Raw genomic sequence first — 22,607 nt, forward strand, 5'->3', positions numbered from 1 at the left:
CGCCACACTCGATTCTCAATGACCAACGAAGACACCCCGATCAAGCCCTGGCATGTCGTCCGCCGCTCCAAGCTGCACGGCAACGGCGTCTTCGCCGCCCGCAAGATTCCGGCAGGCACGCGCATCATCGAGTACGGCGGCACGCGCATCAGTGCCAAGGAAGCCGACCGCCGCCACCCGACCAATCCGGACGATCCCTTCCACACGTTCTTCTTTGCGCTCAGCACCGGCCGCGTCATCGACGGCGGCGACGAAGGCAACGACGCGCGCTGGATCAACCATTCCTGCCAGCCCAACTGCGAGGCGCAGGAAGGCAAGCACGGCAAGCGCGTCTACATCGTGGCGCTGCAGGACATTCCGCGCGGCACGGAACTGTCGTACGACTACGGCCTGGTCCTGGACGACCGCATCACGAAGGCGCTGAAAGAGGGCTACAAGTGCCTCTGCGGCACGCCGCCTTGCCGCGGCACGATGCTGGCGCTGCCCGCGAAGAAGGCCAAGAAGGACGCCACGCCCAATGCCAAGAAGGCCGATGCGTCGAAGGCCGCCAAGGCCGCCTGACGGAAAACGGGGCCCGTCGCCCCATTTCCCAAGACCACAACCGCAATAAGCATATTCAGCCCCGCTCTGCGGACAGGCGTACAATCGACCGGTCGTTAACACGACATGCAGTACGTCTTCAGGGCGGGGTGCAATTCCCCACCGGCGGTATGCCATGCAATGTGGCGAGCCCGCGAGCGCCCGGCCATGCTTTGGCCGGGGTCAGCAGACCTGGTGAGATGCCAGGGCCGACGGTCATAGTCCGGATGAGAGAAGATGTGCCGGCACATACTCGGCTGCGCCGGGCGCGTTTGCGCCTTGCCTGGCCGCGTTGCGTTCGGCTGTCGATTAGCCCTGAAACGTTTTTCGCCCCATCCTTTTGCGAGAGCGTTTCAATGTCCAACGTTGCCTTCACCCAGCAGTCCCCCATCCCCAGCCTGGCTTCGCAGCCCTTTGCCGTGCGCCTGTCGCGCGCGCTGCATCACCTGCGCCTGGGCCGTCCCGTGATCCTCATGGACGACTTCGACCGCGAGAACGAAGCGGACCTGATCGTCGCGGCCGACAAGCTGACCGTGCCCGTCATGGCGCAACTCATCCGCGACGGCAGCGGCATCGTCTGCCTATGCCTGCCCGGCGACACGCTGGATCGCCTGGAATTGCCGCCGATGGTCCAACGCAACCAGAGCCGCTTTGCCACGGCCTTCACCGTGTCGATCGAGGCGCGCGAAGGCGTGAGCACCGGCGTGTCCGCCGTCGACCGCGTCACCACGATCCGCGCCGCCATCTCGCCGTCGGCGCAGCCCGATGACATCGTCAGCCCCGGCCACGTGTTTCCGCTGCGCGCCCAACCGGGCGGCGTGCTGACGCGCCGTGGCCACACCGAAGGCTCGGTGGATCTGGCCGTGCTTGCCGGCATGCGCCCGGCGGGCGTGCTGTGCGAACTGATGAATGCCGACGGCACGATGATGCGCGGCGCGGCGTTGGATCGCTACGCCGCCGAGCATGGGCTGGTGGCGCTGACCATCGCGGAACTGGCCGACCATCTGCAAAAGTTGAAGGATGGTCAGGCCGAAGCGATCGACGACGAGGTGCTGGAGATGGCAGCTACTGTCTGAGCGCTGGCAAGGTTGCGCCCGCGGCAGTCGCGGGCGCGGCCATCGCGTGCATGAGCGAATGGCATAATTCGCGCGAAGCGATGCAGCGCGTTGCGGTGGGCCGCCTGGCTGCGGCGCCGCCGGACCACGGCCCGTTGGCCCGCAATCGCCTGCCGCACATTCCATGAGCCATTGCTCACGTTTGATACTCGCCTTTTGCCAGACTCATGACCGCCATTCCCCAGCCCCGGAAATCGCCGCGCCAGCTCAGATCCCAGCACACCGTCGACACCATTCTTCAGGCCACGGCTCGCGTTTTGGCCACGCACGGGTATGCCGGCACCAACACCAATCTGATCGCGGAAACGGCGGGCGTGAGCGTGGGCTCGCTCTACCAGTACTTTCCGAACAAGAACGCGCTGATCGCCGCGCTGCACGACCGGCACGACAACCAGATGCTGGACGTGATCGACGACGTGCTGAACGGCAACCCGGCGGCCACGCTGCGCGAGCGCGTGGCCGCGATCGTGCAGGCCATGTTGCACGCGCATCTGTTGGAGCCCGCGCTGCACCGCGTGCTGGAAAGAGAGTTTCCGCTGTTCGACCAACCGCACGAGCACAGCCGCGCGGACCAGGACATCCACCGCCGCATGCGGCATCTGCTTGAACTGCACCGCGCCGAGATCGCGCAGGCGGACCGGGATCTGGCGACCTATGTGGTGCTGCGGATCATGGAGTCGCTGGTGCATGCAGCCGCACTGGAGCCGCCCGCGGGCTTCACGCCCAAGCAATTGGAGGGCGCGGTGGTCGATGCGGTGATGGGATACCTGGGCGCGTCCGGAAGCGCCGCGCCGGGCAAGGTGAGCAAGGCGGTCAAGGCGGCAGTAAAAACGGCCAAGACGGCCAAGCCAGCGCGCGCCTAGCGGCCGGTGTTCAGGCGCGCTCGCGCGCCATCCTGGCCAGGCAGTCCGCCGGGCCGCCCGTCACGATGCGCGCGCTGCATGCCAGCATCAGGTTCAGGTTCAACCCGAAATCCTCGACGGTGTGGCCCTGCGCGTCGACCATGCGCGACACACCGTCGTCAGCCGCCGCCCCCACCGCCACTTGATCGATCAGCGAGCCGGCCTGGCCGGTGTAGCCCCACACGGGCTTGCCGCAGGCGATGGCGTAGCCCACTTCAAAGGCCGTGCCCGAATCGGGCTCGGCGCCGCGAAACGGATTTAGGTTCGCCATCACCATGTCGGCGCGGCGGATCAGCGCGACGTTCGCGCGATAGATCCATTCCGCAAGCGCCTGCCCGGCGAGTTCCGGCGGCGCGGCGTTGTCCAGCGGAAACACGCCCTCGAAACCATAGGTGGCGCACAGGGTCTTGAGCCGTTCGCCGTGCGCCACGGCATCAGGCAGAAAGACATCGAAACCCGCCAGGTACACACTGCGCATGGCCCTTACTCCGGATCGGCGACGTTGAAGGCTTCGCCGGTGGCGAAGAAGGAGCCGCCGGCCAGGTAGTGCACCGACCGGCGCTCGTCGTCTGGAAAGTGCCAGCGGTTGCCGGAAAACACGTCTGGCGCCGCCCATGCGGCCACGACCTCGCCGATGAAGAGATCGTAGGCCTGCTGGTTGTGCGGCTCGGCAATGACCTTGCATTCCAGCCAGCCCAGGCACCCTTCGATGAGCGGTGCGCCGATCTTGCTGGCGGGAAATGTCGTCAGGCCGCTGGCCTGGAACTTGTCGTCGTCGCGCCCGGACTGCGATCCCACCACCATCGTGGCGCGCGCCTGCGCGCGTGACGGGATGCACAGCGCGAACTCGCCCGACGCTTCGATGAGTTCACGCGTCCAGGTGTTCTTGTCGACCACGACCAGCATCTTGGGCGGACTGAAGTCCAGCGGCATGGCCCAGGCCGCGGCCATCACGTTGCGGGCGTCGCCGTGCGCGCTGGTGACCAGCACGGTCGGGCCGTGGTTCAGAAGGAGATAGGCGCGGGGCAGGTCAACGGGTTCGATCATGGACACCTAGAACATGCCGTTCTTGTTGGCGGGATTCTCGGGGATTTCCTGGCTGACGTCCCAGTGTTCGACGACCTTGCCGTCCTGGACGCGAAAGATATCGACCACGGCCTGGCCGCGGTCTTCCGGCGAATCGCGCCACAGGTTGTGGATCATGACGAGGTCGCCCTCGGCGATGACGCGCTTGATCTCGACGATGGCCTGCGGATGCTGCTCGAAGTAGCGCGGAAAAAAGTCGACCATCGGCCCAACGCCGTCCTGCATGTACGGATTGTGCTGGGTGTAGTTGGGGCCGACATACCGGCGCACCGCCTCGTCGACATCGCGGTCCTGGAACATCATGCGGAAGAACGCAACGGCGATTTCCTTGTTCGACTGCGGCGCGGCCGCAAGCGCCGGCGCAGCCGCCACACAACTGGAGGCAACCAGCAGACAGACGGCCAAGGATTTCCACTTCATACGCATACAGGACTACTCAGATGACGCCGGCTGGCGGCCTGCCAGTTTACAAACAAACGCGGCCGAGGATCAGTATCCGACGGTATAACGGCGACGCGAATGCTGCGGCGTCTCGACCTCGTCGGCCAGGGCGATCGCGTAGTCTTCCATCGAAATCCAGCTCTTGCCGTCGTCGTCGGCCAAGAGGTGGTCGTCGCCCACGCGGAACGTCGCGGTGCGCTCGCCCGGTTCGAAGATGGCGGACGGCGACAGGAAGGTCCAGTTCAGCACCTTTTCCTGGCGCAGCGTGTCCAGGAACACGACGCCCGCACGGGCCTCGGGCTTGTAGGCATCGGGAAATTCGGGGGTGTCGATGAGCATCTTGCCGGGTGCGACCAGCAGGCTGCCGGCGCCGCCCACCACCAGCAGTCGCGGCACGCCGGCGTTCTTCACGGCGGTCAGAAGCGGCTTGGCATCGGTGGACACGAAACGCGTGGCGCTGATGACGGCGTCATGGCCAGCCAGGATCGGGGTCAGCCCTTCGGGATCGGTGGCGTCGCCCTGGCGGACGGTCAGGCCGGGCTGCTCGTTGACTTCGGCCGGGTTGCGGGCGATGCCCGTCACCTGATGGCCGCGCTTGAGCAATTCGTCTGCCACGCGCGAACCCACGCGTCCGGTAATGCCGATCAATGCGATTTTCATGGTCTTGCTCCTGGGAGGAATGGGCCGGGAACAGCCGCCGCACGATTGCGGCGGAACACGCTCCGGCTCAAGGCAAAGCCATACTATTCGGTCAAATCCGAACGAAAAACCCGTCAATGAGGAAGAGTTTTTTGCAATCCATGCACCAATCCGGCGTAAGCGGGGGGCGCGAGGTTTGACCCGGACGTGCACGCAGCGGCGGCACGCCCCAATCAGTGTGCGCCCGGCGGCCCCGCTTGAACAGGGGCCGCCCCCGCGATCAGCGGGCGGCGCGTTGCGCCTGATAGACCTGCAGGTGCGAATACGCGACGCGCAGATACGTGGCATCCACGCCCAGCGTGCGGGCGCGGCGGACCATGTCGCCGACGATGTGGTCCGCCTCGACGGGCAAGCCCTGGCGCAGGTCGCGGAACATGGAGGCGGTCATGGGCTGGGTGCGGTCCGCCAGCAGCTTGCGCACGGTGGCATCGGCCTCCGGCCGCACGGTGTGGCCCGAAGCCGCGGCCACCGCCTGCGATTCCTGCAGCAGACCGAGCAGGAAGTCCACGCCATCGTCGGTGGACGCGATCTCGCCCACCGAGCCGCGCATCAGACACGTGGCGGCGGCGAGCGTCGTCAGCATGACGTATTTTTCCCAGATGTCCTGGTAGATGTTTTCGCTGAGGCGGCTGACGTATTCGCCGCCCGCCAGCGCCTGCTCCAGCGCCACGCAACGCTCGCTGCGGGCGGGACCGGCGCGTTCGCCGAACACCAGGTTGGCATGCTTGCCCAGGTGGACGACTTCGCCTTCGGGGCCGAGCGTGGCGTTGATCTGGCACAGGCCGCCCAGCACGCGATGCGGCTCGAACTCGCGGTCCAGCACGTCGTACTGCAGCACGCCGTTCATGATGGGCAGCACCGCGGTGTCCGGTCCCACGGCGGGGCGGATGGCCTCGATGGCGCTGGCCAGGTCATAGGCCTTGCAGGACAGCACGACGACGTCATAGCTCTCTTGCAACGTCTGCTGCGTGACCAGCTTGGGGTGCAGCGTGGCGTCACCCAGCGGGCTCTGGATGCGCAGCCCGTGTTCGCGGATGCGCGCGGCACGCGGCTCGCGCACCAGGAACGTCACGTCCGCGCCGGCTTGCGCCGCGCGTCCGCCAAAGTATCCGCCGGTGCCGCCGGCGCCCAAGAACAACAACCGCATGCCTGTCTCCTGTTGGCTGCCCGCGTCAGGCGCGGGCCGATGCGGGCATTATGCGCCCGGGCCACGGCGCCGCGCACCCGCTGCGGCCAAAGGATCATGCGCTGGACGCTTCAGGCCTGCTGTTCGCGCTCCACCCAGGCTTCGTAGCCGCCGCGCAACGCCCAGATCTTGCGGTAGCCGGCCGCGCGCAGCCGCGAGGCGAGCAGGGCGGCCGACACTTCGTTCGGGCACGCGCAATAGACCACGATGTCGGAATCGATCGCGCCGGGATCCAGCGCGGGCAGTGGCTGTTTCAAGTCCACGGCCACGGCGCCCGGAATGCGTGCGGCATCGCGCTGCGCCTCGGGCCGCACGTCGAAGACCAGCGCCTCGCGGCCGTTCTGGCGCCATTGCATGAGCTCGTCGACCGACAGCCGCGGAATGACGCGCAGGCTGCGCAGCAGGATCTTGCGCCGCAGAAAGCGCGCCACGATGTAGAGCGCCAGCACGGCCGCCAGCACCGCCAGCCCCATCGGGCCGTAGGTGCCCAGGATGTCCAGCACGTCATTGATGACGCTGTGGAACAGGCCGCCCAGCAGCAGGGCCGATCCCACCCAGATCAACGCGCCGGCCAGGTCATAGAGGAAGAAGCGGCGGTAAGGCGTGTTGGTCAGCCCGGCCATGACGGTGGACAGCGCGCCCGCGCCCGGCAGGAACTTGCACACCAGCAGCGCGCGCACGCCGATGCGCAGGTACAGGCGCTGCGTCTGGCGGATGCACGAGTCCTGCGACAGCGACAGCTTGCAGACCACGCCCAGCAGGCGCGACCCGTAACGCCGCCCCGCCCAGTACCAGAGGCTGTCGGCAATGATGCACGCGGCGGTGGCGGCCAGCAGCGGCACAAGCCAGCCGGCGGCGCCGGCCAGCGCGCCGGCGGCGATCATCATGGGATAGGCGGGCACCGGCAGGCCGGCCTGCTCGATGAGGACGTTGGCGAACACGAGCCACCCGCCGTACTGTTCGAGCAGCAATTGAATATCTTGCATTGGGATTTCCAGCTTGCCGCGCGCGGGCGCGGCTCATCGGCGCAATTTTAGGTGCGCAGCCTCGCGCTTGGGGCATAGACCCTGCCGGCCGCGCGGCAACGGTGCGTTCCATTGCCGCGCGTCGCGCGGCTTGCCCGCGTCCATCTATCGTGACACCACGCACCAAACTGGTGCCACGCTTCCCCGCGAGGGTGCCTATAATCCTGCCCGGCCATCAGGTTTCCCCGCCTTGTCGCGGGAACGCCCCGTGGCATACATATTGCTTCGCCAGGACAGGCTGAGAACTCGACCATTTGGCCGGGTGCGCCGCCTGGCGCTCCCATCCGATGACCGATCCCACGCCCCCGTTCACGCACGATCTGCCCGGCACGCCTGCCTGCGGCAGCGGCCTCCGTGCGGCGGGCGGCATCCCCCCATCCCTCCATTTCCTGTCCTCCCCCGCGTAGGAGTCACCCGCATGAAATCCCTATCCCTTTCGTCCGCCGGCGGCATCGCCCGCCGCGGCCTGCTCAAGCTGGCCCTGGCTGCCGCAGGCGCGCTGCTGTTCTCGGGCGCGGCCCTGGCGCAGGCGCCCGCCAAGATCAAGGTCGCCGCCGTCTACACGGTGCCGGTCGAACAGCAATGGGTGTCGCGCATCCACATCGCGCTGTCCGCCGCGCGCGACCGCGGCGAGATCGAATACACGTTCTCGGAAAACGTCACCAACGCCGACTACGAGCGCGTGCTGCGCCAGTACGCCGAGCAGGGCAACAAGCTGATCGTGGGCGAAGCCTTCGCGGTCGAAGCCGCGGCCCGCAAGGTCGCCAAGGACTATCCGCAGACCGCCTTCCTGATGGGTTCGTCGGGCAAGCCGCAGCAGCCCAACTTCTCGGTGTTCGACAACTACATCCAGGAACCGGCCTACCTGACCGGCATGATCGCCGGCGGCATGAGCAAGACCGGCAAGATCGGCCTGGTGGGCGGCTACCCCATACCCGAAGTGAACCGCCTGATGAACGCCTTCATGGAAGGCGTCAAGGAAGTGAACCCGAAGGCCGAGTTCACCGTGACCTTCATCGGCTCGTGGTTCGATCCCCCGAAGGCCAAGGAAGCCGCCTTCGCCATGATCGACAAGGGCGCGGACGTGCTGTACGCCGAGCGCTTTGGCGTGTCGGACGCCGCCAAGGAACGCGGCAAGCTGGCCATCGGCAACGTGATCGACACGCAGCCGCAGTACCCGGAGACGGTGGTGGCCTCGGCGCTGTGGAGCATGATCCCGACCATCGAAGAAGCCCTCAAGCAAGTGAAGGCCGGCGCGTTCAAGGCCGATGACTTCGGCCAGTACTCGCTGATGAAGCACAAGGGCTCGTCGCTCGCGCCGCTGGGCACGTTCGAACAGAAGATTCCCGCCGACCTGATCGCCAAGGTCCAGGCCAAGGAAAAAGCCATCCTGGACGGCAGCTTCACCGTGAAGGTCAACGACAAAGAACCCAAGTCCTCGGCACGATGAACCAAGCGCCTCTCGCCCTGCAACTGACGGGGATCACCAAACGCTTCGGCAGCCTCACGGCCAACGACGATGTCTCGCTTACGCTCCGCCAGGGCGAAGTGTTGGCCTTGCTGGGCGAGAACGGCGCCGGCAAATCGACCCTGGTGTCGATCATGTTCGGCCACTATGTGGCCGACGCCGGCAGTATCGAAGTCTTCGGCAAACCGCTGCCCGCCGGCCGGCCCGATGCCGCGCTGGCGGCGGGCGTCGGCATGGTGCATCAACACTTCACGCTGGCCGACAACCTCACCGTGCTGGACAACATCATGGTGGGCACCGAATCGCTCTGGAAGCTGGCCTCGGGCCGCGGCCAGGCCCGCAAGCGCCTCGTGGAACTCGGCCAGCGCTTCGGACTGGGCGTGGACCCCGACGCGCGCGTCGGCACGCTTTCTGTAGGTGAAAAGCAGCGCGTCGAGATCCTGAAGGCGCTGTACCGCGGCGCCCGCGTGCTGATTCTGGACGAACCCACCGCAGTCCTCACGCCGCAGGAAGTGCAGGATCTGTTCGCGACGCTGCGCGGCTTCGTCGACGAAGGCCTGGCGGTCATCTTCATCTCGCACAAGCTGGACGAAGTGATGGCCGTGTCCCGCCGCGTGGCGGTGTTGCGGCAAGGCAAGCTGGTCGCGGAACGCGACACGGCGGGCACCAACCCCGCGGAACTGGCCGAACTGATGGTGGGCCGCAAAGTGGTCATGCCGCGCGCCGAGGCCGCAACGGCCGCCGAGCAGGCCGCCCCCGTGGTGACGCTGTCCCAGGTCACCGTGCGCGACAACCGCGACGGCGCGCCGCGCCTGGACAGCCTTGACCTCGTGGTCCACACGCATGAAATCGTGGCCATCGCCGGCGTGGCCGGCAACGGCCAGCAGGCGCTGGTGTCGGTGCTGACCGGCCTGCGCCAGCCCTCGGACGGCACGATCCGGCTGGGACCGGAGCACGCCGCCGCGCCCACCACGCCCGCCGGCTGGACCGCCGCGCGCGTGGGCCGCATTCCGGAAGACCGCCACGGCGAAGGCATGATCGGCGACAGCCCCTTGTGGGAAAACGCCATCGTCGAAGACCTGAAGGACAAGCGCTTTGCGCGTCACGGCCTGATCCGCGCCCGCGCGGGCAAGGCGTACGCGGCCTCGCTGGCCAAGCAGTTCGACGTGCGCGCCGCCTCGCTCGATGTACGCACGCGCAGCCTGTCGGGCGGCAACATGCAGAAGCTGATCCTGGGCCGCACACTGGCGCGCGAGCCGCGCTTCATCGTGGCCGACCAGCCGACATGGGGCCTGGACATCGGCGCCGTGGCCTACGTGCGCGAGCAGCTTCTGGCCGCCCGCGCGCGCGGCGCCGGCGTGCTGCTGGTGTCCGAGGACCTGGAAGAGATCTTCGCGCTGGCCGACCGCATCGCCGTGCTGTGCGGCGGCAAGCTGGTCGCGATCAAGCCGGTGGCCGAGTGGACGCCCGCCACCGTCGGCCTGGCCATGACGGGAACCCGGGCATGACGGTTTGCACCGTTCCGCCCGGCTTTCTTCACTATTGAGCATCCCATGAAACTGATCCTGGAACGCCGCCCCGAGCCCAGCCGCCTTGCGCTGGCGCTGGCGCCCATTGCGGCCATCCTCTTCACGCTGGCGGTCTGCACACTGCTGGTGGCCTGGGCCGGCGCCCCCGTCGGCCGCACCTACGCGCTGCTGTTCGAAGGCGCGTTCGGCACGCGCTTCGCGCTGTCCGAAACCCTGACCCGCGCCACGCCGCTGATGCTGACCGGTCTGGCCTGTGCCGTGGCGTTCCGCGCGCGCTTCTACAACATCGGCGCCGAGGGCCAGCTGTATCTGGGCGCCCTGGCGGCCGTGGCCGTGGGCGGCCTGCACGGCGGCACGGGTTTCGATCTGCCGATGCCGGTGCTGTTTGGCGGCATGATGCTGGCGGCCGCCCTGGCCGGCGCCTTGCTCCTGCTGATTCCGGCCATCCTGAAAACCCGCCTGGGCGTCGACGAAGTCGTGACCACGCTGCTGGGCAACTTCATCGTGCTGCTGTTCGTGTCCATGATGCTGGACGGCCCGATGAAGGACCCGATGGCGATGGGCTGGCCGCAATCGGTGGCGCTGAACGGCGACCTGGAACTGGGCAAGCTCATCGAGCGCACGCGCGCCCACACCGGCCTGTTGTGGGCCGCGGGCCTGGCACTCGGCCTGTGGCTGCTGAACCGCTACACCGTCTTCGGTTTCCAGATGCGCGCGGTGGGCGCCAACGCCCACGCGTCGCGCTTTCTGGGCCTGCCGGTCAACCGCGTGATGCTCGGCACCGCCATGCTGTCCGGCGCGCTGGCCGGCCTGGCCGGCGCCATCGAAGTGGCGGGCCGCACCAGCTACGTCACGCTGGATATGTCCCCGGGCTACGGCTACACGGGTGTCGTCGTCGCCATGCTGGCCGGCCTGCATCCGCTGGGCGTGATCCTGGCCAGCATCTTCGTGGCCGGCATGCTGGTGGGCGCCGACAGCATGAGCCGCGCCATTGCCGTGCCGAACTACATCGCCGACGTCATCGTCGCCACCTCGTTGCTCGCCATGCTGGTCGCGACGCTATTCGCGCAGTACCGCCTGCGCCGCAACAAGGCTTGAGGAGCACGCCATGGAATGGATGGATCTGATGAGTTCCTCGGCCTTCTGGGTGGCCGTGCTGCGCCTGGCCACGCCGCTGATACTGGGCACGCTGGGCGTGCTGCTCTGCGAGCGCGCCGGGGTGCTGAACCTGGGCATCGAAGGCATCATGGTGGCCGGCGCCTTTACCGGCTGGCTGGTTGTGTACCTGGGCGCGCCGCTGTACGTGGGCGTGCTGGCCGCCGCGCTGGCCGGCGCCGTGTTCGGCCTGCTGCACGCCGTGCTGACGGTGCCGCTGGGCCTGTCGCAGCACGTGTCGGGCCTCGGCGTGACACTGCTCGCCACCAGCGTCAGCTATTTCGCGTACCGGGTCACGTTCCCCAGCGTGTCCACGCCGCCGACGATCACGCCGTTTGCCGAGATGAAGTTCCTGGACGGGATTCCGCTGATCGGCCCCGTGCTGGCCGGGCAGACGCCCATGACGCTGATTGCGCTGGCCGCGGTGCCGATTCTTGCGTGGGTGCTGAACCGCACACCCGTGGGACTGGCCGTGCGCATGGTGGGCGAGAACCCCGCCGCCGCCGAAGGCCAGGGCCTGTCCGTGACGCGCCTGCGTATCGGCGCTATCGTGGCCGGATCGGCGCTGATGGGCGTGGCCGGCAGCTTCCTGACGCTGGCCGCGTTCAATGCGTTCTTCTTCAACATGGTCAACGGCCGCGGCTGGGTTTGCGTGGCGCTGGTGGTGTTTGCGTCGTGGCGGCCGGGCAAGGCGCTGCTGGGCGCACTGATCTTCGCCTTCTTCGACGCGCTGCAGTTGCGTCTGCAGCAGGGCGGCGCGGCGCTGCCGGGGCTGCCTGAACTGCCGTATCAGGTGTACCTGATGCTGCCCTATATCCTGTCCATCCTGGCCCTGGTGTTCATGGCGCGCCGCGCCGCCTACCCGCAAGCCTTGATGAAACCGTATCGCAAAGGCGAACGCTAAACCGCTGAGAACAACATGCTCGATCTGATCATCAAGAACTGCACGCTGCCCGACGGCCGCAAGAACATCGACATCGGCGTGGCCGACGGCCGCATCACCGCGCTGGAGCCGGCGCTGAAGGCCGAAGCCGCGCAGACCGTGGACGCCGCCGGCCAGCTGGTGACCTCGCCCTTTGTCGACGCGCACTTCCACATGGATTCCACGCTGTCCTTCGGGCTGCCGCGCGTAAACCAGTCGGGCACGCTGCTCGAAGGAATCGCGCTGTGGGGCGAATTGAAGCCGTTGCTGACACAGGAGGCGCTGGTGGAACGCGCACTGGCCTATTGCGATTGGGCCGTGGCGCGCGGGCTGCTGGCGATCCGCTCGCACGTCGACGTCTGTGATCCGCGCCTCCTGGCGACGGAAGCGCTGCTGCACGTGCGCGAGAAGGTCAAACCCTACCTGGACCTGCAACTCGTTGCCTTCCCGCAGGACGGCGTGCTGCGCGCCCCCGGCGCGCTGGACAACCTGAAGCGCGCGCTGGACATGGGCGTGGACGTGGTGGGCGGCATTCCGCACTTCGAACGCACCATGCAGGACGGCGCCGAATCCGTGCGCATCCTGTGCGAACTGGCGGCCGAGCGCGGCCTGCGCGTGGACATGCACTGCGACGAAAGCGACGATCCGCTGTCGCGCCACATCGAGACGCTGGCGTATCACACGCAGCGGCTTGGCCTGCACGGCCGCGTGACGGGTTCGCACCTGACGTCCATGCACTCGATGGACAACTACTACGTGTCCAAGCTGATCCCGCTGATCCGCGAGGCGGGCGTGTCCGCGATTGCGAATCCGCTCATCAACATCACGCTGCAGGGCCGCCACGACACGTACCCCAAGCGCCGCGGCATGACGCGCGTGCCGGAGCTGATGGCGGCGGGCGTGCCGGTCGCCTTCGGCCACGACTGCGTGATGGACCCGTGGTACAGCCTGGGTTCCGGCGACATGCTGGAAGTCGCGCACATGGGCCTGCATGTCGGCCAGATGACGGGCCAGGACGCCATGCGCGCCTGTTTCGAAGCGGTCACCACCACGCCAGCCAAGATTCTTGGCCTGGACGAAACGGGCCTGGCGGTCGGCAAGCGCGCCGACCTGGTGCTGCTGCAGGCGCGCGACGCGGTCGAGGCCTTGCGCCTGCGCGCCACGCGCCTGATGGTGCTGCGCGCCGGCAAGGTGGTGGCAACCACGCCGCCAGCCACCGCCACCCTGAACCTGCCGGGCCGCCCCGGCGCCGTCAGCTTTCAGATACCGGCCCGCTGACGTATGCCGGCTGCGCGGCGGCCGTCACGATGATCTCCACCAGCAGATCAGGCGAGGCCAGCTTGGCCTCGCACGTGGCGCGGGTGGGCATCGCTCTGGGCAGCGCCCACTCGGCCCACACCGCGTTCATGCCGGCAAAGTCGCGCTCGATGTCCTTGAGCCAGATCTGCACGGTCAACAGGCGCGACTTGTCGGTGTTCGCCTGCTTCAGATAGCCGTCGATCTTGGCCAGCACGTCGCGCGTCTGCGCGGCGATCCCGCCTTCCGCATTCGAGGTCACGCCCGCCACGTACACAGTGTCGCCGTGAATCACGATGCGCGACAGGCGCTCGTTCGTTTCCTTGCGCACGATATCGTTCATTGGTCTTGCTCCTTGGTGGATGAGCCGGATGCCTGGCCGGCATCCGAGAATCGTTCGATCCGGAATGGGGCGATCGGCATGTCTGTCGCGCCGGTCGTGATCAGGTCGGCCATGATGCGGCCGACGATGGGCCCGAGCTCAAAGCCGTGCGCCGAAAACCCGAAGGCGTGAAAGGCCGTCTCGTGCCGGCTGCTGCGCCCGATCACGGGAATCTCGTCGGGCATGGCCGCTTCGATGCCCGCCCAGCCGCGGTTCACGATCGCACCGCGCATGTGCGGAAACAGGTCGACCACCGTACGCGCGCCCTCGGCCAGCGAGCGGAAATCCAGTTCGGTCCACTCGGCGTCGCGGTCCACCCAGGCGCGCCGGCCGCCGCCGATCAGCACGGTGCCGTTGGTGCGCTGCTTGAACGACAGCGCCCGGCCGGTGCCTAGCACCACGGGATCCAGGAAGTGGTCCATGCGCAGCGTGACGAGCATCATGGGACTGATGGGCAACAGCGGCACCGGCTCGCCCCATTGCTCGGCGATCCGGTCGGCCCACGCGCCCGCGCAGTTCAGCACCTGCGGCGCGGTGTACACGCCGGCGTCCGTCTCCACGCGCCATTGCCCGTCGTGCCGCGCCACGCTGTGCACGCGCACGCCTTCGAGAAACTGCGCGCCCAGGCTCGCGGCCTTCATGCGAAAGGCGAGGGTGGTGCGGTAGGGATCGGCCGCCGCGTCCTCGCGCGCGATCAGGCCGCCCTGCACCGTGGGCGCAATCGCGGGAATCAGGTCCAGCAGGTCTTCACGGCTTATCCACTGCTCGTGTGTATAGCCGTGATCCGTCATGGTCTTGAGCCGCGCGCGCAGTGTCTCGGCGTCAGCCGCATTTTCGGCAACCCGCACCTGCCCGTGCTGCTCGAAGCCGCAGTCGTCGTCCACCAGCTCGCCGATGCGATACCAGAGCTCGCGCGAGGCCAGCGCCAGCGGCACTTCGGCCAGATGGCGCGACAGCGTGCGCACGCCGCCCGCATTGACGCCCGAGGCGTGCCGCCCCACGTAGTTCTTTTCGATGACCAGCGCGCGCACGCCGGCGCGCGCCAGATGCAGCGCGGCCGAGCTGCCGTGCAGCCCGCCGCCGATGATGATGACTTCAGCCGCCCGCGTCTGAACGGTCATGGCGTCCACCCGTCATTTCTTCAGGCGGACGACGGCCTGACGCGAATCGTCGGTCTGGGGCAACGACGCCAGTTCGCCCAGCGTGAGCGGCTTGGTCGGGAAACGCAGCCGGTAGTAGCCCACCTCCTCGGTCGGCACGCCGCGCTCCTCGGCAATGATCTCGGCCACCGTCAGGCCGCAGAAACGGCCCTGGCACGGTCCCATGCCGCAGCGCAGGAACGCCTTCATCTGATTCGGACCGCTGCAACCCAGCTTGACGGTTTCGCGCACCTGCGCGGCGGTGACTTCCTCGCAGCGGCACACGATCGTGTCGCCGGTGGGACGCCGGAACGCTTCAGGGGCCTTGTAGAGCGTGTCGAAGAACTCGCGGCCCCGCACGGCACGGGCCAGCGCCTCGCGCGGCGCGGCGGCCTGGTTGTCGCGTTTGCCCGCATCGATGCGGCCCAGCAGATGCGCCGCCTGCAACGCGGCCAGCCGGCCCCGGTGTTCGGCCGCCACCGCGCCCGCGATGCCCGCGCCGTCCCCGGCCATGCCGATGCCGTCCACCGCCGTCGTGCCCCACTCGTCGACCTCCGGCTCCCAACAGTCCAGCGCGTCGTTCCACCGATGCGCCACGCCCACGGCGCGCGACAAGTTCACGTTGGGCACCACGCCTTGGTGCAGCATGAGCTGATCGGCGGGCAGAATCTTGGTGACGCCGCCGGCGGTGTAGCGCACGTTTTGCAGCTTGCCGTCGCCCAGCGCTTCCAGCGCCGTTACGCCCTTGACGATAGGCACGGCGGCCTTGACCGCGCGCAGCAGCTTCAGCCCCTTGCCCAGATACGGCGAGCGCAGAAAACCCCAGACCTTGGGCAGCGCCTGGCCCATGCGGCCGGGCGGCGTGGTTTCCAGCAGCGCGTCCACCTTCACGCCCGCATTCAGGTACTGCCAGGCCACCAGATACAGCAGCGGGCCGCAACCGGCCAGCACCGTGCGATCGGATGGCACGACACCCGAGGATTTCAAGAGAATCTGCGCCGCGCCCGCGGTGATGACGCCCGGCAGCGTCCAGCCCGGAATCGGAAAGGGACGTTCCTGCGCACCGGTGGCCAGCAGCAGCCGGCGCGCGTGCACGATGCGCGCCTCGCCCGCCACCGAATACGCCACCTCGAAGCCTTCCGCTGATTCGGGCGCCGTGCGCTGGGCCACGGCCCACACCGTCGCTCCCGGCACATAACGCGCGCCGGACTGCTGAAACGGCGGTACCAGCGTCGCGCCGTGCCAATAGTCTTCGCCCAGAATGCCGCGGTCGGTAACCGGCGTGGTGGTGATCGCGCGGTAGATCTGGCCGCCCGGCGCGGGCTGCTCATCCAGCAGCACGGTGTCCACGCCCAGGTTCGCCGCCAGCGTTGCGGCCGCCAGACCCGCCGGGCCTGCGCCCACCACCAGCAAATCGCATTGCGTCGTGTCGATCATGCCTGCACCTTGCGCGCACCCAACTGGCGCTCGATCTTCATTCCTTCCCGCACGGGCGTCATGCAGCCCTGCTGGTTCGCTTGTCCGTCAATGGTGACCAGGCAGTCGTAGCAGACGCCCATCATGCAGTACGGCCCGCGCGGCACCTCGTTGACCGCGGTATCGCGACAGGCCTGCACGCCACCCGCAAACAGCGCGGCCGCCACGCTGTCGCCCTGACGGCACAGCATCTCGGCCCCATTGACCGTTACCCGCACCGGCGCGCCCTGCGCCTGCCGCTGCGCCTCGTCAAGCCGCTTGAACATGAAACCTCCGGGTCGAGAAGGGCGCCATGTCGTCGGCCAGCCTGCCGGCGGCGATCATGGGCGCCAGATTGAGCGCATGCGCGGCGGCAAGCGTCACGCCGCTGTGACAGGTGGCGACGAACGCCCCCGGACACGTTTCGGATTGCTGATAAATGGGAAAGCCGTCCTTGGACATGACGCGCAGCGCCGCCCAGCTGCGGACCACGCGCACATCGCGCAGCGCGGGCAACGTGCGCACCGCGCGGTCGGCCAGCGTGCCGAGGATGGGCAGGCCCACCAGGTTGTCCACATAGCCGGCCTCTTCCTGCGAGTCGCCGATCAGCCAGGTGCCTTCATCGGTCTGACGCAGCGTGGACAGCGGGATTTCCAGCATGCGGCGCGTGCGCTCCAGCACGATGATCTGCCCGCGCTGCGGGCGCACCGGCACGTCCAGTCCCACCTGCTCGCCAAGCTGCTTGTTGGACAGGCCAGAGGCCAGCACCACCTTGTGCGCGCGCACCGTCCCGCTTGGCGTGGCGATATCGAACACGCCGTCGCGCAGGCGGATGCTCTGCGCCGGCCGCTGCGGCAGGTAATCCACAACCCGCTGTGCAAAACTCATGTGCAGCGCGCGCAGCAGCTTAAGCGGATTGGCGATGCCGTCCACCGGCGTCCACGTCGCGCCGCGCACGTCCGGCCCGATGCCCGGGACCAGGTCGGCGACTTCGGCGCGGTCCAGCATCTTCCAGTCGTACTGGGCCATGCCGGGCTGCGCGAGCAGCGTGCTCATGAAGCGGGTGCGCGCCTCGACTTCTTCGTCGCTCAGGAGCGCGTGCAGCCCGCCGCGCTGTTCCAGATGCACGTCGACCCCGGTCTCTTCCTGCAGCAAAGCCGCAAGCCGGGGCCAGCCGTTTGCCGATGTCATGGTCCACACGCCGTAGCGTGGCAGGCCCATGCCCTTGCTCTGCACCCACACCAGCCCGAAGTTTCCGCGCGAGGCCCGGTAGGCCACGTCGCCCTCGTCCAGCACGGCCACGTGGTCCAGCTCGCGCCGCAGCCCGTAGGCCACGGCCGATCCGACCAGCCCGCCCCCGATCACCGCCGCATCGTAGATGCCGCGGTGCGTGGGCGCGCGCGGCGCCAGTTGTTTCTCGTCCGTCATCAGCGTCCCTTTCCTACAAACAGCTTTTCCAGGCCGACGGCGCGGTCCAGGATGAATATGGCAATGATGGTCACGTAGATCAGCACCGCCGACACGGCTGTGACCAGCGGGTCGATGGTGTCCTCGATATGCAGGAAGATGCGCACCGGCAATGTTGTGGTGGACGGCGAGGCGATGAAGATCGACATCGTCAGTTCATCAAAGCTGGTGATGAACGCGATCACCCAGCCGCTCACCACGCCCGGCAAGAGCAGCGGCAGCACCACGCGCCGGAAGGCCGTCCAGTTGGACGCGCCCAGCGATTGCGCCGCGCGTTCCAGCGCCGGGTCGATGCCCGCCGCCGACGCCAGCACCAGCCGCAACGCGTAGGGCATGACCAGGATTACGTGCGCCACCACCAGGCCGAAGTAGGTGCCGGCCAGATTGACGGTCGTGAAGAACTTCAGGAACGCCAAGCCCAACACCACGTGCGGAATCATCAGCGGCGACAGGAAGAACGCCACCAGCGCCTCGCGGCCGGGAAAGCGGTTGCGCGCGATTGCCAGCGCGCTGGGCACTGCCAGTGCGATGGCGAGCGTGGCCGACAGCGTGCCCAGCCCCAAGCTGAACCAGAACGCGTCGACAAAGCGCGGGTTGTCCAGAATGGCGCGGAACCAGCGCAGCGACAGCCCGCCCGACGGCAGCGAGATGAAGCCTTCGGACGTGAACGCGACCGCGCACACCATGACGATGGGCGCCAGGATGAAGAGGATGAACAGCGTGTGGAAGACGAGGCCGATGGGGCCGTTGCGAAATTGCATGTCAGCCTCCGGCCTGGTTGAACACCGCGCCGTAGCGGCGCTCGATGATGCGGTTGGCGGACAGCAGGACCACCACGGTCGCCACCAGCAGCACCACGGCAAGCGCCGCGCCCAGCGGCCAGTTCAGCGTGTTCAGGAATTCGTCGTACGCGGCCGTGGCCACGTTCTTCAGGCGGCGTCCGCCGATGATGGCCGGCGTGGCGAATGAGCTTGCCGCCATTGCGAACACCATGATGGCGCCGGACAGGATGCCGGGCATCACCTGCGGCACGATTACGCGCCGGATCACGGTGAACTGGCTGGCGCCCAGCGACAGCGCGGCGGCCTCGGTGGCGGGATTGATCCGCTGCAAGGATGCCCACACCGAGATCACCATGAAGGGCACCAGCACGTGCGTGAGCGCAATGCCCACGCCCAGGTTGCTGTACATGAGGTCAATGGGCGTTGATATCAGCCCGATGCCCATCAGCGCCTTGTTGATGAGGCCGGTCGATCCGAACAGCAGCGCCCAGCCCAGCGTGCGGACCACCACGGATATCAGCAACGGCCCCAGCACCACCATCAGGAAGAGACCCTTCCACGGATTGGCCATGCGAGACAGCACGTAGGCTTCGGCCGTGCCAAGAATCAGGCATGCGACCGTCACGGCCGCGGCCACGCCAAAGGTGCGCGCGTAGATCTCGTAGTAGTAGCCGTCCGAGAAGATCTCGATGTAGTTCTTCCAGGTAAAGGTGGCCTGCATGCCGCCATAAAACTGGAAGTCGAAGAAGCTGATCAGGAACACCAGCGCCATCGGCACGACGAGGAACGTGGCGTACACCACCAGCGCCGGCGCGCTCAGCACCCACGGATTGGTGCGCGCGGTCATGAGGCTTTGCCTTGCGGCGCAGCGGCCGGATCGACGGTGCACATGTCCTGCGCGCGCCAGCGCAGATGCACAGGTTCGCCTTCGGCGGGCACCGGCACGCCGTCGTTCTGGCGAATCACCATGACCTCGCCAACTGACGTTTCCACCTGGCACAGCCAGTGATTGCCCTGGAAGACGCGCGTCTTCATGCGGCCGGGCAACGCACAGGCCGCGGGTTCGGAGAACAGGATCTTTTCGGGGCGGACGATCACGGCGCCCTGCGGCACCGGCGCGCCTTCCAGACCGATATGCGCCTCGCCGATGCGGGCGCGCATTTCGCCTTCGTATTGCTCGGCCTGCGGGGTGAAGACGTTGGCCTTGCCCAGAAAGCCGCCGACAAAATGGCTGGCGGGTCCCTCGTACGCGGCAAAAGGTTCAGCCACCTGTTCGACGCGCCCCTGGTTCATGACCACGATGCGATCGGACAGCGCCAGCGCCTCGGACTGGTCGTGCGTGACGAGAATGGTGGTGGTGCCGACGGTGCGCTGAATGCTGCGCAGTTCAAGCTGCATTTCTTCGCGCAGCTTGGCGTCCAGGTTGGAGAGCGGTTCGTCCAGCAGCAGCACGCTGGGCCGGATGACGAGCGCGCGCGCCAGCGCGACGCGCTGCTGCTGGCCGCCCGACATTTGCGCCGGATGGCGGTCGGCCAGATGCGACAGGCCCACGAGCTTGAGCGCGTCCGCCACGCGGGCCAGCCGCTCGTCTTTCTTGACGCGTTGCATCTCCAGGCCGAAGGAGACGTTCTCCGCGGCGGTCATGTGCGGAAAGAGCGCGTAGTTCTGGAACACCATGCCCAGCCCGCGTTTGTTGGCGGGCACCTTGCTGACGTCCTTGCCGTTCAGCACGATGCTGCCGCCGGACGGCTCGACGAAGCCCGCGATCATCTGCAGCGTGGTGGTCTTGCCGCAGCCGGACGGGCCCAGCAGCGAGATGAACTCGCCTTGGTTTACCGACAGGCTCAGGTTTTCAACGGCAGTGGTGTCGCCATAGCGCTTGCTCAGGCGGTCAAGCACGAGATAGGTCATGAATGCTCCCGGTGGGCGGCGCTGGCGCCGCCCTTATGCATACGCAGTCAGCGCTCGATTTCCCGCGTCCAGCGCTTGTTCCAGTCGTCCCGGTTCTGGTTGACGGTGTCCCAGTCGATCACGATGAGGTCGGCGGCACGCTTGCCGATAGGCAGCGGCACGCGAGGATCGTCAGCCACCTTGGCTTTCTTGTTGACCGGGCCATAGCCGTAAGCGGAGGCGAGCTTCTCCTGAACCTCGGGCGACACCAGGTATTCCACGAAGGCCTGCGCCTTCGGATTGGCATTGGACTTGGCGATCGGACACACGGACGACAGGAGCGCATACGCGCCTTCCTGCGGATAGACGAAGCCCACCGGGAAGCCCGTATCGGCAAAGGCCTTGACGCGGCCGCTGCCCCACACCGCGATGGTGGCCTGGCCGCTGGAGAAGAGTTCGGTCATCTTGCCGGGCGAGGGCTCATAGACCAGGACGTTGGGACCAACCTCGTTCTTGAACGTGGTGAAACCCGGGTCGATCTTCTTTTCGCCGCCGCCACCTTCGCGGGCATATTCGACCAGCGTGTGCAGGCCGTAGGTGTTGTTGAGCGGCGGGATGACGAGCTGCTTTTTGTACTTGGGGTCCTTCAGGTCTTTCCACGAGGTGGGCGGGGCCCATTTCTTTTCGTCGAAGACCTTCTTGTTGTACATGATGCCGGTGGCGACGATGCCGATGGCGACGGCCTTGTCGTCCTTGTAGCGGGCGGTGGTGTAGATGTCGTCGGCGGGCAGGTTCTTGATGGGCTCGCAAAAGCCCAGCGCAATGGCCTGGTACATGGGACCGTCGTCGATGATGGCGACGTCGATCTGCTGGTTGCTTTTTTGCGCCTGCAGGCGCGCGACGGTGTTGGTGGAGTTGCCGGCGACGTAGTCCAGTTCGACACCGTGCTGTTTGGCGAAGGGCGGGAAGATGTCCTTGCGCATGATGTCTTCGAACGACCCGCCGTAGCCGGCGACCACCAGTTTCTGCTGCGCCTGTGCGTTTGCGCCCAGCCCGGCCGCGACCGCCGCGGCCGCGAGCACTGCAAGTACCTTGCTCATGAGAACCCCCGAATTTTGGAAGAGAACTGCAAGAACCGACTGATTTGTTGCCCGGCGACTTCATGTCCGCCGTACAATTTGTCCGTACATGAATGTCCGGACAAATAATGGATCCGGCAAGACTGCCTTGTCAATCGGTTATTGTCCGGACAAACCCTATAAAACCAATCAAGGAGGCTTCCCTCATGACCCGATCTTCCGAGCGCGCTGCCAGCCCAGGCGGGGAGCGGGAAGCGCGCGGCCGGCCTGGCGCGGCGCTCCCGGCTGACGTGGCGGGCGGACCGCGCTACAAGAGCATCTATCAATCGCTGTCGCAGGACATCAGTTCGGGGCGCTATCCGGTGATGACGCTGCTTCCGACTGAACATGAACTGTGCGAACAGTTCGGCGCCAGCCGTCACACGATCCGCGAAGCCATCCGCATGCTGACCGTTGCCGGCGTGGTGTCGCGCCGTCCGGGCGTGGGCACGCGCGTGGAAACGGCGCGCGCCAGCACGCGCTTCACGCAGCGCATCTCGCAGTTCCCCGACCTCCTGCAGTACGCACGCAATGCGGCGCTGCTGGTGCACGACGTGCGCACGGTAAAGCTCACCAAGCGTCTTGCGGAAACGCTGGGCTGCGAGCCCGGCCAGCAGTGGCTGCACATCAACTCCATCAAGACGCTCGACGACCCGGACGTCGCCGCGGCCTGCACCCTCATCTACGCCGATCCGGCGCATTCCGACGTGCGGGTCGACGTGAAGTCGCGGATCTCGCTGCTGCGCCTGATCGAAGACCACTTCGGCGACCGCATCACCGAGGTCAACCAGGAGTTCTCCGCCACGCCCATCAGCGCGGCGATCGCAAAGCAGCTCCAGGTCGACATCGGTACGCCGGGCTTCGTCATCACGCGCCGCTACTACGGTGATGGCGGCGTGCTGCTGCTTGCCACCATCACCACGTTCCCGCACGACAAGATGAAGTACTCGATGACGCTCAACGTCGGTTGA

The 22,607-nt window shown here is 67.1% G+C and carries 24 protein-coding genes and 1 riboswitch; of the genes, 9 read left to right on the forward strand and 15 right to left on the reverse strand.

Annotation, left to right across the window (positions count from 1 at the left end):
• The first annotated feature begins 18 nt into the window (after nucleotides 1–18).
• The 3 genes from ASD71_RS16105 to ASD71_RS16115 all read left to right on the forward strand — a co-directional run bounded on the left by ASD71_RS16105 (nucleotide 19) and on the right by ASD71_RS16115 (nucleotide 2,557).
• Entirely contained in the window at nucleotides 19–561 is a 543-nt protein-coding gene (locus ASD71_RS16105) for an SET domain-containing protein (protein ID WP_056565876.1), read from the forward strand.
• Nucleotides 562–671: 110 nt separating this feature from the next.
• A riboswitch (FMN riboswitch) is annotated at nucleotides 672–822 on the forward strand.
• 113 nt (nucleotides 823–935) lie between these two features.
• Nucleotides 936–1,655: a 3,4-dihydroxy-2-butanone-4-phosphate synthase gene (ribB, locus tag ASD71_RS16110; protein WP_056565879.1), complete on the forward strand. Its 720-nt coding sequence runs from the start codon at nucleotides 936–938 to the stop codon at nucleotides 1,653–1,655.
• 206 nt (nucleotides 1,656–1,861) lie between these two features.
• Complete coding sequence (locus tag ASD71_RS16115; protein ID WP_056565881.1) at nucleotides 1,862–2,557, forward strand: TetR/AcrR family transcriptional regulator; 696 nt, start codon at nucleotides 1,862–1,864, stop codon at nucleotides 2,555–2,557.
• Nucleotides 2,558–2,567: 10 nt separating this feature from the next.
• On the opposite strand, the gene ASD71_RS16120 is transcribed toward ASD71_RS16115, so the two are convergent.
• From ASD71_RS16120 to ASD71_RS16145, 6 genes are all read right to left on the reverse strand, one after another.
• On the reverse strand, nucleotides 2,568–3,074 hold the full coding sequence (locus ASD71_RS16120; RefSeq protein ID WP_056565885.1) for a nucleoside 2-deoxyribosyltransferase: 507 nt from the start codon (nucleotides 3,072–3,074) through the stop codon (nucleotides 2,568–2,570).
• 5 nt (nucleotides 3,075–3,079) lie between these two features.
• Nucleotides 3,080–3,649, reverse strand: coding sequence for a flavin reductase family protein (locus ASD71_RS16125; RefSeq protein ID WP_082578917.1), 570 nt, complete (start codon nucleotides 3,647–3,649; stop codon nucleotides 3,080–3,082).
• Entirely contained in the window at nucleotides 3,650–4,108 is a 459-nt protein-coding gene (locus ASD71_RS16130) for a nuclear transport factor 2 family protein (protein ID WP_056565888.1), read from the reverse strand.
• Between the two features lie 63 nt (nucleotides 4,109–4,171).
• Complete coding sequence (locus ASD71_RS16135; RefSeq protein WP_056565891.1) at nucleotides 4,172–4,783, reverse strand: NAD(P)-dependent oxidoreductase; 612 nt, start codon at nucleotides 4,781–4,783, stop codon at nucleotides 4,172–4,174.
• Between the two features lie 259 nt (nucleotides 4,784–5,042).
• Complete coding sequence (panE, locus tag ASD71_RS16140; RefSeq protein WP_056565894.1) at nucleotides 5,043–5,969, reverse strand: 2-dehydropantoate 2-reductase; 927 nt, start codon at nucleotides 5,967–5,969, stop codon at nucleotides 5,043–5,045.
• A gap of 110 nt (nucleotides 5,970–6,079) precedes the next feature.
• Nucleotides 6,080–6,994 (reverse strand): DedA family protein/thiosulfate sulfurtransferase GlpE, encoded by a 915-nt coding sequence (locus tag ASD71_RS16145; RefSeq protein WP_056565897.1) that lies wholly within the window; start codon nucleotides 6,992–6,994, stop codon nucleotides 6,080–6,082.
• Nucleotides 6,995–7,451: 457 nt separating this feature from the next.
• Between ASD71_RS16145 and ASD71_RS16150 the strand changes: the two genes are divergently transcribed.
• Genes ASD71_RS16150 through ASD71_RS16170 form a run of 5 tightly spaced genes read left to right on the forward strand, consistent with a single transcriptional unit; the run spans nucleotide 7,452 to nucleotide 13,385 of the window.
• Complete coding sequence (locus ASD71_RS16150) at nucleotides 7,452–8,483, forward strand: BMP family protein (protein WP_082578918.1); 1,032 nt, start codon at nucleotides 7,452–7,454, stop codon at nucleotides 8,481–8,483.
• Nucleotides 8,480–10,009 carry an ABC transporter ATP-binding protein gene (locus ASD71_RS16155; RefSeq protein ID WP_056565901.1) on the forward strand — a complete coding sequence of 510 codons (1,530 nt, stop codon included), beginning with the start codon at nucleotides 8,480–8,482 and terminating at the stop codon, nucleotides 10,007–10,009. The genes ASD71_RS16150 and ASD71_RS16155 overlap by 4 nt, the downstream gene beginning before the upstream one ends.
• A 45-nt stretch (nucleotides 10,010–10,054) precedes the next feature.
• On the forward strand, nucleotides 10,055–11,128 hold the full coding sequence (locus ASD71_RS16160; protein WP_056565904.1) for an ABC transporter permease: 1,074 nt from the start codon (nucleotides 10,055–10,057) through the stop codon (nucleotides 11,126–11,128).
• 10 nt (nucleotides 11,129–11,138) lie between these two features.
• A complete protein-coding gene (locus tag ASD71_RS16165) occupies nucleotides 11,139–12,089 on the forward strand; it encodes an ABC transporter permease (protein WP_056565907.1) in 951 nt (316 codons plus the stop codon).
• 15 nt (nucleotides 12,090–12,104) lie between these two features.
• Nucleotides 12,105–13,385: an amidohydrolase family protein gene (locus ASD71_RS16170; RefSeq protein ID WP_056565910.1), complete on the forward strand. Its 1,281-nt coding sequence runs from the start codon at nucleotides 12,105–12,107 to the stop codon at nucleotides 13,383–13,385.
• Here the strand turns inward: ASD71_RS16170 and ASD71_RS16175 are convergent.
• Genes ASD71_RS16175 through ASD71_RS16215 form a run of 9 tightly spaced genes read right to left on the reverse strand, consistent with a single transcriptional unit; the run spans nucleotide 13,360 to nucleotide 21,618 of the window.
• Nucleotides 13,360–13,746 (reverse strand): RidA family protein, encoded by a 387-nt coding sequence (locus ASD71_RS16175; RefSeq protein ID WP_056565915.1) that lies wholly within the window; start codon nucleotides 13,744–13,746, stop codon nucleotides 13,360–13,362. The genes ASD71_RS16170 and ASD71_RS16175 overlap by 26 nt on opposite strands.
• Nucleotides 13,743–14,906, reverse strand: a complete 1,164-nt coding sequence (locus ASD71_RS16180; RefSeq protein ID WP_056566993.1) for an FAD-binding oxidoreductase — start codon at nucleotides 14,904–14,906, stop codon at nucleotides 13,743–13,745. Before ASD71_RS16180 ends, ASD71_RS16175 begins: the two co-directional genes overlap by 4 nt.
• 12 nt (nucleotides 14,907–14,918) lie before the next feature.
• Nucleotides 14,919–16,361 (reverse strand): NAD(P)/FAD-dependent oxidoreductase, encoded by a 1,443-nt coding sequence (locus tag ASD71_RS16185; protein WP_056565920.1) that lies wholly within the window; start codon nucleotides 16,359–16,361, stop codon nucleotides 14,919–14,921.
• Nucleotides 16,358–16,666 (reverse strand): (2Fe-2S)-binding protein, encoded by a 309-nt coding sequence (locus ASD71_RS16190; RefSeq protein ID WP_056327675.1) that lies wholly within the window; start codon nucleotides 16,664–16,666, stop codon nucleotides 16,358–16,360. The genes ASD71_RS16185 and ASD71_RS16190 overlap by 4 nt, the downstream gene beginning before the upstream one ends.
• A complete protein-coding gene (locus ASD71_RS16195) occupies nucleotides 16,650–17,807 on the reverse strand; it encodes an FAD-binding oxidoreductase (RefSeq protein WP_056565922.1) in 1,158 nt (385 codons plus the stop codon). Before ASD71_RS16195 ends, ASD71_RS16190 begins: the two co-directional genes overlap by 17 nt.
• The gene (locus ASD71_RS16200) at nucleotides 17,807–18,607 is read right to left on the reverse strand and encodes an ABC transporter permease (protein ID WP_056565926.1); all 801 of its coding nucleotides are present in this window, start codon (nucleotides 18,605–18,607) and stop codon (nucleotides 17,807–17,809) included. The genes ASD71_RS16195 and ASD71_RS16200 overlap by 1 nt, the downstream gene beginning before the upstream one ends.
• Nucleotide 18,608: 1 nt before the next feature.
• Nucleotides 18,609–19,475: an ABC transporter permease gene (locus ASD71_RS16205; RefSeq protein WP_056565928.1), complete on the reverse strand. Its 867-nt coding sequence runs from the start codon at nucleotides 19,473–19,475 to the stop codon at nucleotides 18,609–18,611.
• Nucleotides 19,472–20,539, reverse strand: coding sequence for an ABC transporter ATP-binding protein (locus ASD71_RS16210; RefSeq protein WP_056565930.1), 1,068 nt, complete (start codon nucleotides 20,537–20,539; stop codon nucleotides 19,472–19,474). The genes ASD71_RS16205 and ASD71_RS16210 overlap by 4 nt, the downstream gene beginning before the upstream one ends.
• A 47-nt stretch (nucleotides 20,540–20,586) precedes the next feature.
• A complete protein-coding gene (locus ASD71_RS16215; protein WP_056565933.1) occupies nucleotides 20,587–21,618 on the reverse strand; it encodes an ABC transporter substrate-binding protein in 1,032 nt (343 codons plus the stop codon).
• A 185-nt stretch (nucleotides 21,619–21,803) separates the two neighbouring features.
• On the opposite strand from ASD71_RS16215, the gene ASD71_RS16220 reads away from it, so the two are divergent.
• A complete protein-coding gene (locus ASD71_RS16220; protein WP_056565936.1) occupies nucleotides 21,804–22,607 on the forward strand; it encodes a GntR family transcriptional regulator in 804 nt (267 codons plus the stop codon).

It is taken from the genome of Achromobacter sp. Root565 (assembly GCF_001427425.1).
GTDB classification, from domain to species: Bacteria; Pseudomonadota; Gammaproteobacteria; order Burkholderiales; family Burkholderiaceae_B; genus Achromobacter; species Achromobacter spanius_D.

Bases quoted from the DNA above. Each gene is read 5' to 3' on its own strand.
- ASD71_RS16105 (WP_056565876.1), top strand. From the start codon at position 19: ATGACCAACGAAGACACCCCGATCAAGCCCTGGCATGTCGTCCGCCGC.
- ribB (WP_056565879.1), top strand. From the start codon at position 936: ATGTCCAACGTTGCCTTCACCCAGCAGTCCCCCATCCCCAGCCTGGCT.
- ASD71_RS16115 (WP_056565881.1), top strand. From the start codon at position 1,862: ATGACCGCCATTCCCCAGCCCCGGAAATCGCCGCGCCAGCTCAGATCC.
- ASD71_RS16120 (WP_056565885.1), bottom strand. From the start codon at position 3,074: ATGCGCAGTGTGTACCTGGCGGGTTTCGATGTCTTTCTGCCTGATGCC.
- ASD71_RS16130 (WP_056565888.1), bottom strand. From the start codon at position 4,108: ATGCGTATGAAGTGGAAATCCTTGGCCGTCTGTCTGCTGGTTGCCTCC.
- ASD71_RS16135 (WP_056565891.1), bottom strand. From the start codon at position 4,783: ATGAAAATCGCATTGATCGGCATTACCGGACGCGTGGGTTCGCGCGTG.
- panE (WP_056565894.1), bottom strand. From the start codon at position 5,969: ATGCGGTTGTTGTTCTTGGGCGCCGGCGGCACCGGCGGATACTTTGGC.
- ASD71_RS16145 (WP_056565897.1), bottom strand. From the start codon at position 6,994: ATGCAAGATATTCAATTGCTGCTCGAACAGTACGGCGGGTGGCTCGTG.
- ASD71_RS16150 (WP_082578918.1), top strand. From the start codon at position 7,452: ATGAAATCCCTATCCCTTTCGTCCGCCGGCGGCATCGCCCGCCGCGGC.
- ASD71_RS16155 (WP_056565901.1), top strand. From the start codon at position 8,480: ATGAACCAAGCGCCTCTCGCCCTGCAACTGACGGGGATCACCAAACGC.
- ASD71_RS16160 (WP_056565904.1), top strand. From the start codon at position 10,055: ATGAAACTGATCCTGGAACGCCGCCCCGAGCCCAGCCGCCTTGCGCTG.
- ASD71_RS16165 (WP_056565907.1), top strand. From the start codon at position 11,139: ATGGAATGGATGGATCTGATGAGTTCCTCGGCCTTCTGGGTGGCCGTG.
- ASD71_RS16170 (WP_056565910.1), top strand. From the start codon at position 12,105: ATGCTCGATCTGATCATCAAGAACTGCACGCTGCCCGACGGCCGCAAG.
- ASD71_RS16175 (WP_056565915.1), bottom strand. From the start codon at position 13,746: ATGAACGATATCGTGCGCAAGGAAACGAACGAGCGCCTGTCGCGCATC.
- ASD71_RS16180 (WP_056566993.1), bottom strand. From the start codon at position 14,906: ATGACCGTTCAGACGCGGGCGGCTGAAGTCATCATCATCGGCGGCGGG.
- ASD71_RS16185 (WP_056565920.1), bottom strand. From the start codon at position 16,361: ATGATCGACACGACGCAATGCGATTTGCTGGTGGTGGGCGCAGGCCCG.
- ASD71_RS16190 (WP_056327675.1), bottom strand. From the start codon at position 16,666: ATGTTCAAGCGGCTTGACGAGGCGCAGCGGCAGGCGCAGGGCGCGCCG.
- ASD71_RS16195 (WP_056565922.1), bottom strand. From the start codon at position 17,807: ATGACGGACGAGAAACAACTGGCGCCGCGCGCGCCCACGCACCGCGGC.
- ASD71_RS16200 (WP_056565926.1), bottom strand. From the start codon at position 18,607: ATGCAATTTCGCAACGGCCCCATCGGCCTCGTCTTCCACACGCTGTTC.
- ASD71_RS16205 (WP_056565928.1), bottom strand. From the start codon at position 19,475: ATGACCGCGCGCACCAATCCGTGGGTGCTGAGCGCGCCGGCGCTGGTG.
- ASD71_RS16210 (WP_056565930.1), bottom strand. From the start codon at position 20,539: ATGACCTATCTCGTGCTTGACCGCCTGAGCAAGCGCTATGGCGACACC.
- ASD71_RS16215 (WP_056565933.1), bottom strand. From the start codon at position 21,618: ATGAGCAAGGTACTTGCAGTGCTCGCGGCCGCGGCGGTCGCGGCCGGG.
- ASD71_RS16220 (WP_056565936.1), top strand. From the start codon at position 21,804: ATGACCCGATCTTCCGAGCGCGCTGCCAGCCCAGGCGGGGAGCGGGAA.